At 72.7% G+C, this 15,693-nt stretch carries 14 protein-coding genes; 4 read left to right on the top strand and 10 right to left on the bottom strand.

The window, feature by feature from the left end; all coding sequences use genetic code 11:
* Positions 1 to 119: 119 nt before the first annotated feature.
* Positions 120 to 470 carry a 5-carboxymethyl-2-hydroxymuconate Delta-isomerase gene (locus OHA98_RS30060; protein ID WP_266930101.1) on the top strand — a complete coding sequence of 117 codons (351 nt, stop codon included), beginning with the start codon at positions 120 to 122 and terminating at the stop codon, positions 468 to 470.
* Positions 471 to 522: 52 nt separating this feature from the next.
* Here the strand turns inward: OHA98_RS30060 and OHA98_RS30055 are convergent, their stop codons facing one another.
* The 3 genes from OHA98_RS30055 to OHA98_RS30045 form a co-directional block, all read right to left on the bottom strand.
* Positions 523 to 1,245, bottom strand: coding sequence for a TetR/AcrR family transcriptional regulator (locus tag OHA98_RS30055; protein WP_266930100.1), 723 nt, complete (start codon positions 1,243 to 1,245; stop codon positions 523 to 525).
* A gap of 81 nt (positions 1,246 to 1,326) precedes the next feature.
* Complete coding sequence (locus OHA98_RS30050; protein ID WP_266930099.1) at positions 1,327 to 2,403, bottom strand: PDR/VanB family oxidoreductase; 1,077 nt, start codon at positions 2,401 to 2,403, stop codon at positions 1,327 to 1,329.
* Between the two features lie 3 nt (positions 2,404 to 2,406).
* Positions 2,407 to 3,312, bottom strand: coding sequence for a metal-dependent hydrolase (locus OHA98_RS30045; RefSeq protein ID WP_266930098.1), 906 nt, complete (start codon positions 3,310 to 3,312; stop codon positions 2,407 to 2,409).
* Positions 3,313 to 3,481: 169 nt separating this feature from the next.
* Here OHA98_RS30045 and OHA98_RS30040 point away from each other — a divergent pair, with 169 nt between their 5' ends.
* A complete protein-coding gene (locus tag OHA98_RS30040) occupies positions 3,482 to 4,231 on the top strand; it encodes a class I SAM-dependent methyltransferase (RefSeq protein WP_266930097.1) in 750 nt (249 codons plus the stop codon).
* 42 nt (positions 4,232 to 4,273) lie between these two features.
* Here OHA98_RS30040 and OHA98_RS30035 read toward each other — a convergent pair whose 3' ends face one another.
* Positions 4,274 to 4,927 (bottom strand): response regulator transcription factor, encoded by a 654-nt coding sequence (locus OHA98_RS30035; protein ID WP_266930095.1) that lies wholly within the window; start codon positions 4,925 to 4,927, stop codon positions 4,274 to 4,276.
* The gene (locus OHA98_RS30030; RefSeq protein ID WP_266930093.1) at positions 4,912 to 6,180 is read right to left on the bottom strand and encodes a sensor histidine kinase; all 1,269 of its coding nucleotides are present in this window, start codon (positions 6,178 to 6,180) and stop codon (positions 4,912 to 4,914) included. Before OHA98_RS30030 ends, OHA98_RS30035 begins: the two co-directional genes overlap by 16 nt.
* Positions 6,181 to 6,413: 233 nt before the next feature.
* Between OHA98_RS30030 and OHA98_RS30025 the strand changes: the two genes are divergently transcribed.
* The gene (locus OHA98_RS30025) at positions 6,414 to 8,558 is read left to right on the top strand and encodes an MMPL family transporter (protein ID WP_266930091.1); all 2,145 of its coding nucleotides are present in this window, start codon (positions 6,414 to 6,416) and stop codon (positions 8,556 to 8,558) included.
* 101 nt (positions 8,559 to 8,659) lie between these two features.
* Here the strand turns inward: OHA98_RS30025 and OHA98_RS30020 are convergent, their stop codons facing one another.
* From OHA98_RS30020 to OHA98_RS30000, 5 genes are all read right to left on the bottom strand, one after another.
* Entirely contained in the window at positions 8,660 to 9,328 is a 669-nt protein-coding gene (locus OHA98_RS30020; RefSeq protein ID WP_266930089.1) for a winged helix-turn-helix domain-containing protein, read from the bottom strand.
* 361 nt (positions 9,329 to 9,689) lie between these two features.
* Positions 9,690 to 10,598 (bottom strand): hypothetical protein, encoded by a 909-nt coding sequence (locus tag OHA98_RS30015; protein ID WP_266930087.1) that lies wholly within the window; start codon positions 10,596 to 10,598, stop codon positions 9,690 to 9,692.
* A gap of 131 nt (positions 10,599 to 10,729) precedes the next feature.
* Entirely contained in the window at positions 10,730 to 11,764 is a 1,035-nt protein-coding gene (gene glnII, locus OHA98_RS30010) for a glutamine synthetase (protein WP_266930085.1), read from the bottom strand.
* Between the two features lie 126 nt (positions 11,765 to 11,890).
* Positions 11,891 to 13,009, bottom strand: a complete 1,119-nt coding sequence (locus tag OHA98_RS30005) for a hypothetical protein (RefSeq protein WP_266930084.1) — start codon at positions 13,007 to 13,009, stop codon at positions 11,891 to 11,893.
* Positions 13,006 to 14,577, bottom strand: a complete 1,572-nt coding sequence (locus OHA98_RS30000) for a hypothetical protein (RefSeq protein WP_266930083.1) — start codon at positions 14,575 to 14,577, stop codon at positions 13,006 to 13,008. The genes OHA98_RS30005 and OHA98_RS30000 overlap by 4 nt, the downstream gene beginning before the upstream one ends.
* A gap of 199 nt (positions 14,578 to 14,776) precedes the next feature.
* Between OHA98_RS30000 and OHA98_RS29995 the strand changes: the two genes are divergently transcribed.
* A complete protein-coding gene (locus OHA98_RS29995; protein WP_266930082.1) occupies positions 14,777 to 15,685 on the top strand; it encodes a Gfo/Idh/MocA family protein in 909 nt (302 codons plus the stop codon).
* Positions 15,686 to 15,693: the final 8 nt, after the last annotated feature.

Here is a 15,693-nt window from a genome sequence, read left to right as displayed (position 1 = left end):
ACTTGTGCCGGTCCGGCGATCACGCCAGGGTGGGGTCGGGCGGCGGGGCCGGTACGCCGGACGGACCCGGCCTTCGTACGCCCCGTACCGCACTCACCCACCGCACTCAGGAGCGCTTGATGCCGCAGATCACCGTCGACTACTCCGCCGGGCTCGACGACGCCTTCGACCGACGCGGCTTCGCCCTCGCCCTGCATCCGCTGATCGCGGAGACGGTCAGCACGGAAGTACCCAACTGCAAGACCAGATTCCGCCGGGTCGAGGAGTCCGTGGTGGGCGACGCCCCCACCGGCGATGTGATCGTGCACATCGCCATCGCGATGCTGGCGGGCCGCAGTCCGGAGCTCAAGGGCCGGCTGGCCGATTCTGTGCTCGACCTGCTGCACGGCTATGTGAAGCCCGCCGGGGGACAGGACCTGCATGTCTCGGCGGAGACGCGCGACCTGGACCCCTCGTACCGCAAGGGCTGACGCCGGGGAGTCCGGGGGAGTCCGGGGAAGCCCGGGGACCGTCGGCCGGTCCTCAGGGCTGTCGCTGCGGGGGGACGGGCGGCACGGCGGGCGCCAGGGCGGCGAGCCGCGTCAGCAGCTCCGCGAACGGGCTGTCCGCCGGCTCCTGGGAGAAGACCCGCAGGACGATGCCCGCCATCTCCCGGTCGTACGCGGCGCTGACGGCGGCCAGCGCCGCGAAGTCGTGCACCAGCTGCCGCTCCAGCTCCGCGCGCGGCACCCGCCGGCCGTCCAGCCAGATCAGCGCCGTCGACTCGGCCAGCGACACCCAGGACCGGACGACCAACTCCAGCCGGGCGGGCGGCACTTCCACCCCGAGGTGGGTGATGATCTGCTCGTACGCCGCCTGCCGCACCCCGTCGATCATGGCGTTCGCCGTCGAGGAGCCGACCGCGGGCCCGCCACGCATCAGGGCCCAGAAGCCCGGACCGTGCTCGTCGACGAAGTCGAAGAACCGGCCCATGACCCTCAACAGCCGTGCCCCCAGGGGGCCTTCGAGCGGTTCCAGGAAGCGGGCCGACAGCTCGTCCGCCGCCCGCCGCAGCGCCGCCTCGTACAGGCTCTGCTTGCCGGGGAAGTAGTGGTACACCAGCGGTCGCGAGATGCCCGCGGCGGCGGCAATCTCGTCGATCGACACCTTGTCGGGGGAGCGGTGGCTGAACAGCTCCAGCGCGACACCGATCAACTGCTGCCTGCGCTCCTCGACGCCCATCCTGCGCCGTACCCCGGTCGTCATGCCAACAGCCTATCCGTGGCCGGTCGCAGAGATCGCGGGGGTCCCTCCCGGACCTGGCCGGGAGGGACTTCGCGGCAGCCTTCAGAGGTCCAGCACCAGCCGTTCGCCGCGGCAGCGCGAGACACAGATCAGCATCGAGTCCTCCCGCTCCCCGTCCGTGAGCAGCTCGTCGCGGTGGTCGATCCCCCCCTCCAGGACCCGCTGCCGGCAGGTCCCGCAGAAGCCCTGCTCGCAGGAGTACGGGACATGGGGCAGCTCCTCGCGCACGGCGGCGAGCACGGACTGTCCGGCCTCGACCTTCACCGTACGGCCCGAGCGGCGCAGCTCCACCTCGAAGGAGCCGGTGCCCGCCGTGCCGGACGCCGCCGGGGCGAAGCGCTCCAGGTGCAGGGTGCAGCCGTCCGGGAGCGCGGCGGCGACCGCGTCCATCAGGGGTTCGGGGCCGCAGCAGTGGACCGCCGTGCCGGGTGCCGCGTCCGCCAGGAACGCGGCGGCGTCCGGGTGGCCCGCCTCGTCCTGCGCGACGACGCTCACCCGGCCGCCGTCCGCGCCGAGCCGTTCGATCTCGGCCAGGAACGGCATCGAGGCCCGCGAACGGCCCCCGTACAGCAGTCGCCAGGGGGCACCGGAGGCGGCGACGGCACGCAGCATGGGCAGGATCGGGGTGATCCCGATGCCGCCCGCGACGAACACGTACGCGGGGGCGTCGGCCAGCGGGAAACGGTTGCGGGGACCCCGGACCTCGACCTCCTCGCCCTCGTGGAGCCGGGTGTGCACCTCGCGGGACCCGCCCCGGCCGTCCTCGGCCAGCCGGGTCGCCACGGTGTACGCCCCGGGGTCGGCGGGGTCGCCGCAGAGGGAGTACTGCCGTACCAGTCCGGACGGCAGCAGCAGGTCCAGATGGGCGCCGGGCTCCCAGGGCGGCAGCCCGGCACCCTCCAGCCGGAGCTGGAGCACCCCGTCGGCGACCGGGGTGCGTTCGGTGATCAGCAGCCGCCGGGTGGTGGTGGAGCGCCGACCGGACTGGCCCGATGTGGGTTCGGCCAGAGCGGGCATGGGCCACAGCGGCGACTTCGCGATGCGCCGGCGCATGGCCCGCCGGGCGAGCAGGGCGGCGCCGGCGACCAGGGCGACGGTACGCGGACGGGGCAGGGCCATGGTTCAGCGGGTTCCCGTCGTACGGGCCTCGGCGGCCAGGGCCGCGGGCGATGTGGCGAGATAGTCGACGGCCTGGGCCGTGCTGCCCTCCTGGGAGGGGTGGTAGGACCGGCTGAGGTAGCTGGGGACGGACCGCAGGATGGCACCGGTGCTGGGCAGCGTGCCCCGCCTGCCGCTCTCGTGGAACGCCTTGAACGAGGCCTTGCCGTCGAGCAGGCTCGGGTCGTTCGCCATGAAGAAGCGGACGCCGCGCTGCCACAGGAAGATCAGCGCGGAGAACGCCGTCGCCCAGGTCCGCAGCCGCCGCCGGTAGCCGCCGTCGACATGCATGAACACCTCGAAGGCGACGGACCGGTGCTCGACCTCCTCGGCGCCGTGCCAGCGGAGCAGGTCCAGCATCGTCGGGTCGGCGCCCCGCCGGTCCAGGGCCTCGGCGTTGAGGACCCAGTCGCCGAGGAACGCGGTGTAGTGCTCGATCGCCGCGATGGTCGCGACCCGCTCCATCAGCCACCACTTGGACGCCCGGCCGGGCGGCAGTGTCCGGTCCCCGAGCAGCTTCTCGAAGAACCAGTCGACCTGCGCGGTGTACGGGGTGGGGTCGAGGCCCAGCTTCTTCAGATGCGGCAGTACCTCGTCGTGGGCCTGCGAGTGCACGGCCTCCTGGCCGATGAACCCGATGACGTCCTGGCGCAGTCGCTCGTCATGGATATAGGGAAGGATCTGCCGGTACACATGGATGAACCAGCGTTCCCCGGCCGGGAGCAGCAGATGGAGCACATTGATGGTGTGCGTGGTGAACGGGTCGCCCGGCACCCAGTGCAGGGGAGTCTTCTCCCAGGCGAAGGAGACCTGGCGGGCCTTGAGCGGCGTCCGCTCCGACGCGACCGCCGCTGGCTGCGTGTTAGACATGTTGTCAATGTACTGACGGGTAAGCGGGGGGAACAGAGGCGTGCGGGGATTTTCCCGTACGCGGTCGCGCCGGGCCCTGCCGCGAGCCCCCGCAGGGCCGTGGGCGCCGGGGCGCGCGCCGGTCCGAGAACCTTCGCCGGGGCCGTGGGCGCCGGGCCATGATGGTCGTATGACAAAGACTTCGCAGGCGCGCTCCTTCGACGCCGCGGCCGCCGCCTACGGCGCGAACAGGCCCTCGTACCCGCCCGCGCTCCTGGGCGCGGTCGAGGAGTTGGCCGGCTTCGGACTGGGCGGTGCCCGGGTCGCGGACATCGGCGCGGGTACCGGGCTCGGCACCGCGCTGCTCCACGCGCACGGCGCCCGCGTCACGGCGGTGGAGCCCGGAGACGGGATGGCCGAGGAGTTCCGCCGGAGGCTGCCCGAAGTGCCCCTCGTCCGGGGCGACGGCAACCATCTGCCGCTGCGGTCGCACTCCATGGACCTGCTCACCTACGCCCAGGCCTGGCACTGGACCGACACCGGCCGCTCGGTCCCCGAGGCCCGCCGGGTCCTGCGGCCCGGCGGGGCGCTCGCCCTGTGGTGGAACGACTCCGACCCGACGGTGTCGTGGATCGGTGAACAGGACGCCCGTATGCGGAAGTTCTTCGGTGCCGCCGAGACCCCCCGCGACGCGCGGGTCCGGTTCCGGGCGACCCTGCCGGACGGTCTCTCCTTCGACACGCGCCTGCTGCCCTGGAGCCGGCGCGTGCCGCTCGATGTGCACCTGGGCAACGTCGGCAGTTACTCCGACTTCCTGGTCGCGGACCCGGAGGCGGTCGGCGGCTTCCTCGCCCGGGAGCGCGAGCTGCTGTCGGAGATCTTCCCGGACGGTGTGGTGGAGGAGACCTACGTGGTCAGCCTGGCCGTGGCCCGCCACTGAACTCCCGGGCCCGCCCCTCAGGAGCCGCTCGCGGAACCGCCCTCAGGAGCCGCCCCGGTCGAGATAGGCGAGCACCGCGAGAACGCGGCGGTTGTCGTCGTCCGACGGCGGCAGGCCGAGCTTCCCGAAGATGTTCGAGGTGTGCTTGGCCACCGCCCGCTCCGTGATCACCATGTGCGAGGCGATCGCCACGTTCGAACGGCCCAGCGCCATCTGTTCCATCACCTCGCGCTCGCGCGGGGTCAGGCCGCCGATCGGCCTGTCCTGCGAACGGCGGGACAGCAACTGCGAGATGACCTGCGGATCCATCGCCGTACCGCCCGCCGCGACCCGGCGGACCGCGTCGATGAACTGGTCCGCGTCGAACACCCGGTCCTTGAGCAGATAGCCGATACCGCCGTCGCCGTCCGCCAGCAGCTCGCGGGCGTACAGCTGCTCCACATGCTGGGAGAGCACCAGCACCGGCAGTCCGGGCCGCGCCCGCCGGGCGGCCAGCGCGCACTGGAGGCCCTCGTCCGTGCGGGACGGCGGGAGCCGGACGTCGACGACGGCGACATCCGGCTCCAACTCGGCCAGGGCCCGGGTCAGTTCGGGCCCGGTCTCCACAGCCGCGGCGATCTCGAAGTCATAGGCCTCCAGCATGCGCACCAGACCGTCGCGCAGCAGGAAGAGATCTTCGGCTAGGACAACTCGCAAGGAATCTCCATGGTCACCATGGTGGGACCGCCCGCGGGGCTGCTGACGGCCAGTACGCCGTCGAATGTACTCAGTCGCCGTTCGATTCCGCTCAGCCCCGAGCCGGGACCGATCGCCGCACCGCCCCGGCCGTTGTCCGTGACCGAGATGCGCAGCATCCCCCCGGCGTGATCCAGGTCCACCCAGAGCCGGTCCGCCCCCGAGTGCTTCACCGCGTTCGTCAGGGTCTCGCTGACCGCGAAGTACGCCGCCGACTCCACGGGAGCCCCGGCGCGCCCCGCCAGTTCCACGTTCACCTCGGACTCGACCGGCAGCCGCAGGGCCAGCGCCCGCACCGCGTCGCCCAGCCCCCGCTCGGCCAGCACCGGCGGATGGATGCCCCGTACGAGATCGCGCAGCTCGGTGAGGGCCTCCGCGGAGGACTCGCGGGCCATGGCCAGCATCTTCTTCGCCCGGACCGGGTCCTTCTCGATGAGCGCCTCGATGGTGCCCAGGTTCATCCCCATGGCGACCAGCCGGGCCTGGGCGCCGTCGTGCAGATCCCGCTCGATGCGCCGCAGTTCGGACGCGGCCGTGTCCACCGCCTCGTGCCGGGTCTCGGTGAGCCGGTCGATACGCCGCTCCAGCTCCTGGTCATGGGTGGGGGCGAGGACCGAGCGGGCGAGCACGAAGTGCAGACGCAGCAGCGGTTCGCTCGCCTTCAGCCCGACGGCGAAGAGCACCAGACCGAGCGCGACGGCGGCGAGCGCGGACGCCTGGCTGTCCACCGGAACGAATCCGTACCAGTACGCGTCGTCCCGGAACACCCGCCACAGGCCCGCCGCGAGGACCAGCGACTCCACCGGGTAGATCATCAGGCCCGCGGACAGGGAGGCCACGACGGTGCCGGCCGTCATGTCGACCAGCAGCCACTGGAGGTCCCGCCAGGTCGCCGGGTCCTTGAGCATCAGCGTCGTGCGCTCCACCTGTCCGGTGAAGCCGGGGCGGAGGTCCGGCGGGAAGGGCCGGTACGGCACCGGAATGCGGACCTGCGACCAGGTGACCGCCCACAGCCGGCGCTGGTTGGCGTGCCTGCGCACCGCTTCGAGCACCGGCGGGGTGGTGAGGAGGCCGATGCCCAGCACGATGAAGGCGATGGAGAGGACCGCCAGGACGAACAGGGTGATCGACCCCACCGGACCGGCGACGGCGAGGAAGAGCCCGCGCCCCGCCGCCAGCATCGGCGGCCGTATCCGCCGCGACATCGCCTTCATGGTGTCCTCTCCCCTCGCCGGACCCCAGCGGGTCCCGGTCACAGGACAGTCTCACCCCGGCGACGCCCAGGGCGTCAGCCGTCGGGCCACCCGCCGCAGGGTGTACCTGGCACCACCCTCCGGCCTCGCCCTACGGCTCCGTGACCGGGGGCTTCGACGGCTGGGGCGGACGGCCCGCCGTTCCTAGATTCGGAGCGTCCTGTACGACGTCTACTTCTGGGGGCGACATCCGCATGAGGCGCAACCTCGCGGCACGCATCGGTGTGTGGAGCGCACACCATCGAAAGACGGCCATCCTCGGCTGGCTGCTCCTCGTCGTGCTCGCCACGGGCATCGGCGGGGCATCCGGCATGGTCGAGATGTCCGATGCGGAGAACGGCGCGGGCGACTCGGCCCGCGCGGAGCAGATCCTCTCCGACGCCGGACTCGGCAAGCCCGCGGGCGAGCTGGTCATGGTCTCCGCCGGCGCGGCCGGTGACTGGAAGGAGGCGGCCCGCGACCTCACCGAGGCCGTACGGGGGACCGGCGAGGTGCGGAACCTCGCTCCTCCCGTCCCCTCGGAGGACGGCAAGGAGGCCCTGATCACCTTCGAGATGAAGGGCGACGCGGCGACCTCCGCCGAGCGGGTGCAGCCGGTGCTGGACGCCGTCTCCTCGGTCCGGGGGGACCATGGGAACGTCGAGATCCACCAGTTCGGCGAGGCCAGCGCGGGCAAATGGCTCGGTGACCTGCTCGCCGAGGACTTCAAGAAGGCCGAGTTCACCGCCGTACCCCTGGCGCTGGGCATCCTGCTCGTGGCCTTCGGCGCCGTGGTGGCGGCCCTGCTCCCGGTCGGGCTCGCGTTGACCGCGTGCATGGCCGCCTTCGGTCTGCTCTCGCTCGCCAGCCACCAGCTGCACCTGTTCCAGACCACGTACTCCGTGATGTTCCTGATGGGCTTCGCCGTCGGCGTCGACTACTGCCTCTTCTACCTGCGCCGCGAACGGGACGAGCGGGCCGCGGGGCGCGACGCGGAGACGGCGCTGCGCATCGCGGCGGCGACCAGCGGCCGCGCCGTGCTCGTCTCCGGAGCGACCGTGATGGTCGCCATGGGCGGCATGTTCCTGTCCGGACTGCTGCTGTTCAAGGGCTTCGCGCTCGCCACGATCATCGTCGTGTTCATCGCGATGCTGGGCTCCGTGACCGTCCTGCCGGCCCTGCTGTCCTGGCTCGGCGACCGGATCGACGCGGGCCGCGTCCCGCTGCTGAACCGTCGCGGCAAGCGCGGCGCGCGCGTCGGCGGGGGCATCGCGGGCACGGTGCTGAAGCCCGTCCTGGCCCGGCCCACGGTCTTCGCCATCGGCTCCGTCGTCGTCCTGCTCGCCCTGGCCGCGCCCGCCGTCGGAATGAAGACCGAGGCGCTCGGGCTGGAGAAGCAGTTCGGCTCGGACTCACAGCTCTCCGTCGCCCACCGCCGCATCACCGAGAACTTCCCGGGCGGCCCCGATCCCGCCCTCGTCGTCGTCCGGGCCGACGACATCGGCACACCGGAGCTCCGCAGGGCGCTCGGCTCCTTCGACCGGGTGACCGTCCACGCCGCCCGGAACGTCGCGGAGATCGAGGTGCCACTGCCGGACGGCACGGCGGACCTGGCCGAGCTGCGCGGGAACCGGCTGCCGCGGGCCTTCGACGGCACGGGCGCCGAGGTGCATGTGACCGGGGAGGTCGCCGGATCCGTCGACTTCAACGAACAGCTGAAGCGCGGCATGGTCCCGGTCTTCGCGTTCATCACGGCGGTGACCTTCCTGCTGATGCTGTTCTGCTTCCGCTCGTACGTCATCGCCGCGACCGCGATCCTGCTCAACCTGCTCTCCGTGGGCGCCGCCTACGGGGTGATGGTCGCCGTCTTCCAGCACGGCTGGGGCGCCTCGCTGATCGGTTCCGAGGGAGTCGGCGCGATCGAGTCCTGGATGCCGCTGTTCGTCCTGGTGGTCCTGTTCGGACTGTCCATGGACTACCACGTGTTCGTGGTCTCCCGGATCCGTGAGGCCCGCACCGGCGGCCTGGACAACCGGTCCGCGATCGACACGGGCATCCGCCGCACGGCCGGTGCGGTGACCGGCGCCGCGGCGATCATGGTGGCGGTGTTCGCGGTCTTCGGCACCCTGTCCATGCAGGACATGCAGCAGATGGGCGTCGGCCTCGCCGTCGCGGTGCTGCTGGACGCCACGATCGTACGGATGGTCCTGCTGCCCTCCGTCATGCTGCTGCTCGGCGAGCGGAACTGGCGCACCCCGCGCGGGCTGTCCCGGCTGCCCGCCCTGGAGCACGGCGACCCGGAACCGGCCGGGGCCCCGGAGGCGGCCGGCGGCCCGGTGGGGGCGGGATCCCCCGGCTGACCACCCGCACCACCGCGTCGCGACGCGGCCCCGGGCTCCGGTACGTACCGGAGCCCGGGGCCGCGTCGGCCGCTTCCGGCGCGTCGGCCGGACCGGGACCGTCAGGGGGCGTACTTGTAGCCCACCCGCCGGACCGTCTGGATCGAACGGCGGTGCTCGGCGCCCAGCTTGCGGCGCAGCCGGGCCACATGGACATCGACGGTGCGCCCGTCGCCCACGTGCCCGTAGCCCCAGACCGTCGTCACCAGCTGATCACGGGTGTGCACCCGGTGCGGGTGCGCCACCAGATGGGCCAGCAGCTCGAACTCCAGATACGTCAGATCCAGCGTGCTGCCGTCCACCGAGGCGGTGCGCCGGACGGAGTCGATCCGGACCGGTCCGGCCGTGAGGCTCTCGTCGACCGGCTCCGGGACGAACTGCTGGGCGGCCGGGCCCGGCCGGCCGAACTGCGGGTGGCCCGTCCGGTGCTGGGACGCGGCGACCGCTCCGGCGATGACCGGCTGCTGATCGGCCGGTACGAGCACCAGATAGCCGATCATCGGCGGCTGACCGGGCAGCGCCGGAAGGGTGTGCTGGGGCGCGGGCAGCCAGGTGGCACCCGGCGGCAGGAAGTCGGCCACATCGGAGAGCCGGACGACCTCGTCACGGTCGACGGCACGCAGCCGGTGCCGGTTGGGGGACAGGGGGCGGGCGGAGTCGGTGGCAGCGGCGGACGCCGCGGCTGCCGAGGCGGCGGCCGAAGCGGTGGAGAAAGTACGGGTGTTCGCCATGGAGGGTCAGCTCTTTCGCGCGAGGAGTCGTCAGGGACGGACTTGCGTCGTGCGCGCGGACCGAAGGCCGGGTGAGCGGCTTTAGAGGGCCTGCGCGTTCCACGCGCGGCAACACACCCGGTCGAAATCATGATGCTGACGGGACGGCCAGAACGGCTCAAGGTCGCTGCGACCCGACGCGATGTACTGGAAGCTGGCCATGTCTCCATTGAAGCAGACAACGCGGCACCGCAGGAGGGTCCTCTCACCCGTCGATACGGACCCTTGGCGTTACCTGCCTCACCGCGTCGGCCGCCCCCGCCCCCGCCGGCCGCCCCCGCCCCCGCCCCCGTCGGCCGGTGCCCAACCGGTCACCCGCCGCTCAACCGATCAGCCGCTTGCGCCAGTCGGGGCCCTCCAGCTCGACCGCCCGGTCCGCGGAACCGTCCCACGCCACCGTCAGCCCCTCCTCGCGCAGGGCCGCCACGACCTCGTGACCCACGTCCGCGGTCGTCCGCTCCGACTGGTCGAACCCGCCGAAATACAGCGAGAGCCCGTGCCCCGAGGCGGCGCTGTCGGTGCCCTGCGCGGAGAAGAAGACGAAGCCGCGCGCCTGTTCGTTCTCCTCGTGGATCTCGCTCAGCCCGCAGGGGCGGCAGCAGGTGAAATGGTCACGGGCCGTGATCCCGCGCCCCTCCAGCGCGGCGAAGGCCCGCTCCAGCCGGTCCGCGTCGGTGACGTCCGTCCAGGTGGACTGCTCCTCGACCCGCTCCAGCCACAGCCGCTCCACGAGCTCGTAGGCCTGGGCCCGGGAGACCGGGCGGACACCGTCCTTGACGAGGTGCTCCTCGGCCGCCTCGGTCAGCGAGGTCACCGTGCCGTAGCCGCCGCGCAGCCACAGCCGTATCCGCTCGGTCAACTGCTCCCGGATCTCCGGCGCGAGCTCCGGCACCGGCTCGGCGGCGGGCATCCCGGCGGACGCCCAGCCGATGCCCGTATCCCACGCGGGCTCCTGCCGTGCCCACCGCACCATCGCGTCCACCACCCGCGCGGGGGAGCCGAGCCGCGCCTGGAAGTGGTCCCCGGGGCCGCCCGCGCGGTACTCCAGCTGGTAGTCCTCGCCCTCCTCGTGCCAGACCTGCACAAAGAATCCGGGGCGGTCCGGAACGCGCTGCACCACCAGGAAACGGTCCTTGCGACCTCCGACACGGTGCACCAGAGCGCTCAGCGCCTCAGGGGAAATCCGCGTGTGGGTCTCGGAGTTCTCGGTCTCCACCTTGATATCGAGCATGCCCCCCACCCTGACACGCGCCACTGACAACGGACCCGCTCCCGGCCGCGGACCGGCCACCCACCGCGGCGAGGGGCCGCCCACCGGAAAACCGGTGGGCGGCCCCTTCGCGTACGCGGGACTGCCGGGGGTCAGGCCTGGCCGGCCTTCTCCAGCGCGGAGCAGCAGGTCTCGACGATCAGCCGCGTGACGACGTACGGGTCGACGTTGGCGTTCGGGCGGCGGTCCTCGATGTAGCCCTTGCCGTCCTGCTCGACCTGCCACGGGATACGGACCGAGGCGCCGCGGTCGGAGACGCCGTAGCTGTACTCGTTCCACGGGGCGGTCTCGTGCAGACCGGTCAGCCGGTCGTCGATGCCCGCGCCGTAGTTCTTGACGTGGTCCAGGGGCTTCGACCCCTCGCCGAGCGACTCGCACGCGGTGATGATCGCGTCGTAGCCCTCGCGCATGGCCCTGGTGGAGAAGTTCGTGTGCGCGCCCGCCCCGTTCCAGTCGCCCTTGACCGGCTTCGGGTCCAGGGTCGCGGAGACGCCGAAGTCCTCGGCGGTGCGGTACAGCAGCCAGCGGGCGATCCACAGCTGGTCGGAGACCTCCAGCGGGGACAGCGGGCCCACCTGGAACTCCCACTGGCCGGGCATGACCTCGGCGTTGATACCGGAGATGCCCAGACCCGCCTTCAGGCAGTTGTCCAGGTGCTTCTCGACGATGTCACGGCCGAAGATCTCGTCGGCGCCGACCCCGCAGTAGTAGCCGCCCTGCGCGGCCGGGAAGCCGCCCTCGGGGAAGCCGAGCGGCCGGTGGCCGTCGAAGAACGTGTACTCCTGCTCGATGCCGAAGATCGGCTCCTGGCCCGCGAACCGCTCGGCGAACGGACGCAGCTCGGCACGGGTGTTGGACGCGTGCGGCGTCATGTCGATGTCGAAGACCTCGCACAGGACGAGGATGTCGTCGCCGCCGCGGATCGGGTCCGGACAGGTGAAGACCGGCTTCAGCACCCGGTCGGAGGCGTGGCCCACGGCCTGGCTGGTGCTCGAACCGTCGAAGCCCCAGATGGGCAGCTCCGCGGCGTCCGCCGAGGGGGACCCGGCCATGATCTTCGTCTTGGAACGGAGCTTGGCGGTCGGCTCGGTGCCGTCGATCCAGATGTACTCAGCCTTGAACGTCACGGTCGCCATCCTTTGCGGGTGCTGCGGTCTCTGCCTCGCAGCTTGGCAAGGCGCGATTTCCCGTCCGTTGCCCGGATGTGAACCCCGTGTTACCGAGGTTTCCGCGTGACGCCCGGTCCCCGGGAGCTACACATGGCCCTTGAGCAGCGCGGCGAACCCGGCGGCCCGCACACGCCGCGCCAGCTCCTGCTCGCTGGTCCCCAGCGCGACGGCGGCCGACGACAGCGACCACTGGGCGTCGGACAGGGTGTGCAGCAGATGCCCCCGCCTGATCTGGGCGTCCGAGAGCCGGAACGTCTTCAGATAGGCGACCCGGCCCCGGTGATCGGTGATCGTCTCCCCGATGTGCTGGCCGCTCCCGTCGCGCACGAACGACGGCAGGAACCGCCACAGGGTGAAGGAACCCATCCGGTACACCCGCTCGAAGCCGTACGAGGAGTCCAGCAGCTCCCGCGCGAACAGCGAGTCGTGCGCCTCGGCCCACGCCCTCTCCTGCGCGACCGCCGCCGCCCGCAGGTCGCCCAGGGTCCGCAGATGGGCCCCGCCCCGGATGCGCGCCGCGAACTCCGCCACCGGGGCCCCGTACATCGCGTACTGGTGCACCAGCTCCCCGTACAGGTCTTCCATCAGCGTGGCATGCAGCAGCCGGTAGTCCGCCGGATGCGGCACCACGAACGCGCCGGCGAGCGCGTCGGAGACGTACACCATGACCCCGCACTGGCCGGGGTGGATCTCGAAGACCCGCAGCGCGTCCCCGAGGCCGCGCACCGACCAGCCGAGAAAGGCGTCCTCCGCACGCGGCGACAGCCCCTCGCGCAGCGCCTGGCGCGACCACTCCTCCCAGGCGACCGACGGCCCGCCGAAGTGCAGGGAGAGATAGCCCTCCAGCGCCAGGTGCAGCGGCAGGAAGCGCAGCCGGTCGCCGGGCTGCCGCTTGGCCATCCGGTGGTGGCGGTGCCTGGGCAGCCGGACCGTGCGCGGTGGGCCGCCGTCGTCGAGCTGCGTGCCGTAGGCCGCCGACTGCGCGCCCCCGCCCGACCAGTCGGCGACGAAACCGTGCGGGATGTACGAGGTGTAGTGCGTACGGGGGCCGGCCTCGACGAGCCCCGCGCCGAAGCCCTCGTACACCTCCCGGTGCAGCCGCAGGCCCTCGACCGGCTCCTCGCGCACCAGGGGCACCAGCCGGACGCCGCCCCACACCTGCGCGGGCCGGACCGAGAGACCGGTCAGCTCAAGCCTGTTCACCGCGCCACCGCTTCCTCGTCGTGGTCCCGCCGCGTTCCGCCGTCCACGAAGCGCGCCACCCGCCGGTCCAGATACCGGTACAGCTCGGCCGGTCCGGTACGCCCCTCCGCGAACTGCGCGATCTCCACCAGCGCGGGCAGATCCTCCGCGTCGCGGATACCGGCCGTCGGCACACTCGGTGCCAGCCTGCGGACATCGAAGCCGTCCGCGTCGTATACGGGGTTCATGTGCAGGGCCGCCGTCCGCCGTCCGGGATCCAGCCGGGCCCGCCACACCCGCAGCACCTCGCCCGCGAGACCGGGCGGCGCGTTGTCCCAGCCGTCCGACACGATGATCAGCCGGTCCGGAACGCCCCCGGGCCCCGGCTCCAGCGCGTCCAGGACACACAGCCCGAGCGGGGTGGGCCCCCAGGGGCGCACGAGCAGGGGATCGGTGCCGCCCGACGTCCACAGCGGGCGGTACGCCCCGGGCGCGGCCAGGGCCTCCAGCAGGAAGTGGCAGGCCAGCGCCACCGCGAGCGGCCGGCGCCGCTTCTGGCCCGACCCGGACGAGGAGTAGCTGTCGTCCAGCACGGCGGCGACCCGCCCCCAGCTCCCGGCGTCCGGGCCCGCCGCCCGGCGCGCCGCGGCACGCAGCGCACCGGTCAGCTCCGCACGGTGGGCCGCGCGGACGTCGAAGCCGAGCGAGAGCACGTACAGGGCGAGCCGGGTCAGCGGCATCACGGTCAGATCGACGTCCGGGGGCAGCCGCGGCACCGCGCCCGTGGACCGCTGCCCCTGGGTGCGCAGCCGCTCCAGCCGCGTCATCCGGGGCACCATCCGCCCCAGGAACGCCTCACGCTCCATCCCGTGCCGGGCGGCGAACCCCTCGGCGACGGTGAACGGCAGTTCATGGACGGCGCCCTGCTCGTAGTGGGCCCGGCGCCAGGCGTCCAGCAGCCCGTGCCGGTAGCGCGGCAGCCGGCCGGGCCGGAACAGGAACGCGCCCACCTCGTCCGGGGTGCCCTCGCCCCCCGGGCGCCGCAGATGGATGTGGCGGGCCGCCGTCTTCAGTCCGGCGCGGTACTTCACCGCGTCATGGGCCAGGTCCGGCCGGGCGGCCAGCCAGTCGCGCATGATGGCCCGGGTCCGCCGGTTGTTGACCTTGGCCCGGCGCAGCGCGCCGAACAGCCGGTAGACGCGCTGCGGCGGCAGCGTCGCCAGCCGGGCCGCGATCAGCCGCCCCTCGGTACGCCGCTCCTCGGCACTCGCCTCGGAGGCGTTCTCCAGCAGACCCCGCACGATGAGCGCGGCATTGTGGTCGTTGATGTCCAGGGCGAGCGAAGCGGCGTACACCCGGCGGTAGTTGACCCGCACATACTCATGCAGGAAGTCCAGCGACAGCTGCTGCTGGTGCGCCTCCGAGCGGAATTCGCGCTGTCCGGTCGCGGTGATCGCCGCGTTGACGAAGAGCAGCACGTCCTCGGCGGCGACGAGACCGGCCTCGGTGCCGGTGCCCGCCCCGGTGCCCGCGTCCGCTCCGGTGCCTGCGTCCGCTCCGGTCCCGGGAACGGCGTCTGCTGTGGGCATGGGTCCCCCGTGCTGCTTCCTCCCGCCCGTGCGGGAACGTGAAAGAGCCGGCCGGGGAATGGAGGCGCGAACAGCGAAATCAGTGCTTCAGAGGCAAGTCCCGGAAGTCGCGGCCGGAGTCCCGCGGCCGGCCGGAGAAACGTATCCGCCGACCACCGCCCACCGCCACCTCATTCGCGGACCGGGCACACTGGCCCGTATGACGACACCCACCGCCCCCCTGCGCATCGGCCTGCTCGGTACGGGTCCCTGGGCCCGCGACACCCAGGCCCCCGCCCTCGCCACCCATCCCGGTGTCGAGCTGAGCGGCGTCTGGGGGCGCCGTTCCGGAGCGGCGGAGGAGCTCGCCGCCGCCCACGGAACCCGGGCGTACACGGACGACGCGGGCATCGACGCGCTGTTCGCCGTGAGCGACGCCGTCGCCTTCGCCCTGCCGCCGGACGTGCAGGCCCCGCTGGCCGCCCGGGCGGCGGCGGCCGGGTGCCACCTGCTTATGGACAAACCGGTCGCGACCACCGTGGAGGCGGCGCGCGCCGTCGCAGAGGCGGCGGCGGAGGCACAGGTGGCCTCCGTGGTCTTCTGCACCCTGCGCTTCGCCACCGCCACCTCCGCCTGGATCGCCGAACAGGCGGCGTCCGACGGCTGGTTCACCGCCCGCGCCCAGTGGCTGGGCGCGCTCTACGCCCCGGACTCCGCCAGCGAGTACGCCGCGTCCCCGTGGCGCAGGGAGAAGGGCGGGCTCTGGGACGTCGGCCCGCACGTGCTCTCGGTCCTGATCCCGGTCCTGGGCGAGGTGACCGAGGTGACCTCGGCCCGCGGCCCCGCCGACACCACCCACCTGGTGCTCCGCCACACCTCCGGCGCGTCCAGCACCGTGACGCTCGGACTGGGCGCACCGCGGGGCGCGGCCGGTACCGACATCGAGCTGAGGGGCGAGCGCGGGACGGCCGCCCTGCCGAGGTGGGAGGACCCGGTGGGCTCGTTCCGGGCCGCGGTGGACGCGCTGGCGGACGCGGTACGCACGGGAGTGCCGCACTCCTGCGACGTACGGTTCGGGCTGCGGCTCACCGAGGTGCTCGCGCGGGCGGAGGCGGGACTGGGGGCGTAGGCAGGGGG

Origin of the sequence: Streptomyces sp. NBC_00654 (assembly GCF_026341775.1) — a bacterium.
Lineage (GTDB): Bacteria > Actinomycetota > Actinomycetes > Streptomycetales > Streptomycetaceae > Streptomyces.
This window is presented reverse-complemented; position numbering and strand designations above follow the sequence as displayed.

Bases quoted from the DNA above. Each gene is read 5' to 3' on its own strand.
- OHA98_RS30015 (WP_266930087.1), bottom strand. From the start codon at position 10,598: ATGCTCGATATCAAGGTGGAGACCGAGAACTCCGAGACCCACACGCGG.
- OHA98_RS30000 (WP_266930083.1), bottom strand. From the start codon at position 14,577: ATGCCCACAGCAGACGCCGTTCCCGGGACCGGAGCGGACGCAGGCACC.
- OHA98_RS30060 (WP_266930101.1), top strand. From the start codon at position 120: ATGCCGCAGATCACCGTCGACTACTCCGCCGGGCTCGACGACGCCTTC.
- OHA98_RS30045 (WP_266930098.1), bottom strand. From the start codon at position 3,312: ATGTCTAACACGCAGCCAGCGGCGGTCGCGTCGGAGCGGACGCCGCTC.
- OHA98_RS30055 (WP_266930100.1), bottom strand. From the start codon at position 1,245: ATGACGACCGGGGTACGGCGCAGGATGGGCGTCGAGGAGCGCAGGCAG.
- OHA98_RS30040 (WP_266930097.1), top strand. From the start codon at position 3,482: ATGACAAAGACTTCGCAGGCGCGCTCCTTCGACGCCGCGGCCGCCGCC.
- OHA98_RS30030 (WP_266930093.1), bottom strand. From the start codon at position 6,180: ATGAAGGCGATGTCGCGGCGGATACGGCCGCCGATGCTGGCGGCGGGG.
- OHA98_RS30025 (WP_266930091.1), top strand. From the start codon at position 6,414: ATGAGGCGCAACCTCGCGGCACGCATCGGTGTGTGGAGCGCACACCAT.
- OHA98_RS30020 (WP_266930089.1), bottom strand. From the start codon at position 9,328: ATGGCGAACACCCGTACTTTCTCCACCGCTTCGGCCGCCGCCTCGGCA.
- OHA98_RS30050 (WP_266930099.1), bottom strand. From the start codon at position 2,403: ATGGCCCTGCCCCGTCCGCGTACCGTCGCCCTGGTCGCCGGCGCCGCC.
- OHA98_RS29995 (WP_266930082.1), top strand. From the start codon at position 14,777: ATGACGACACCCACCGCCCCCCTGCGCATCGGCCTGCTCGGTACGGGT.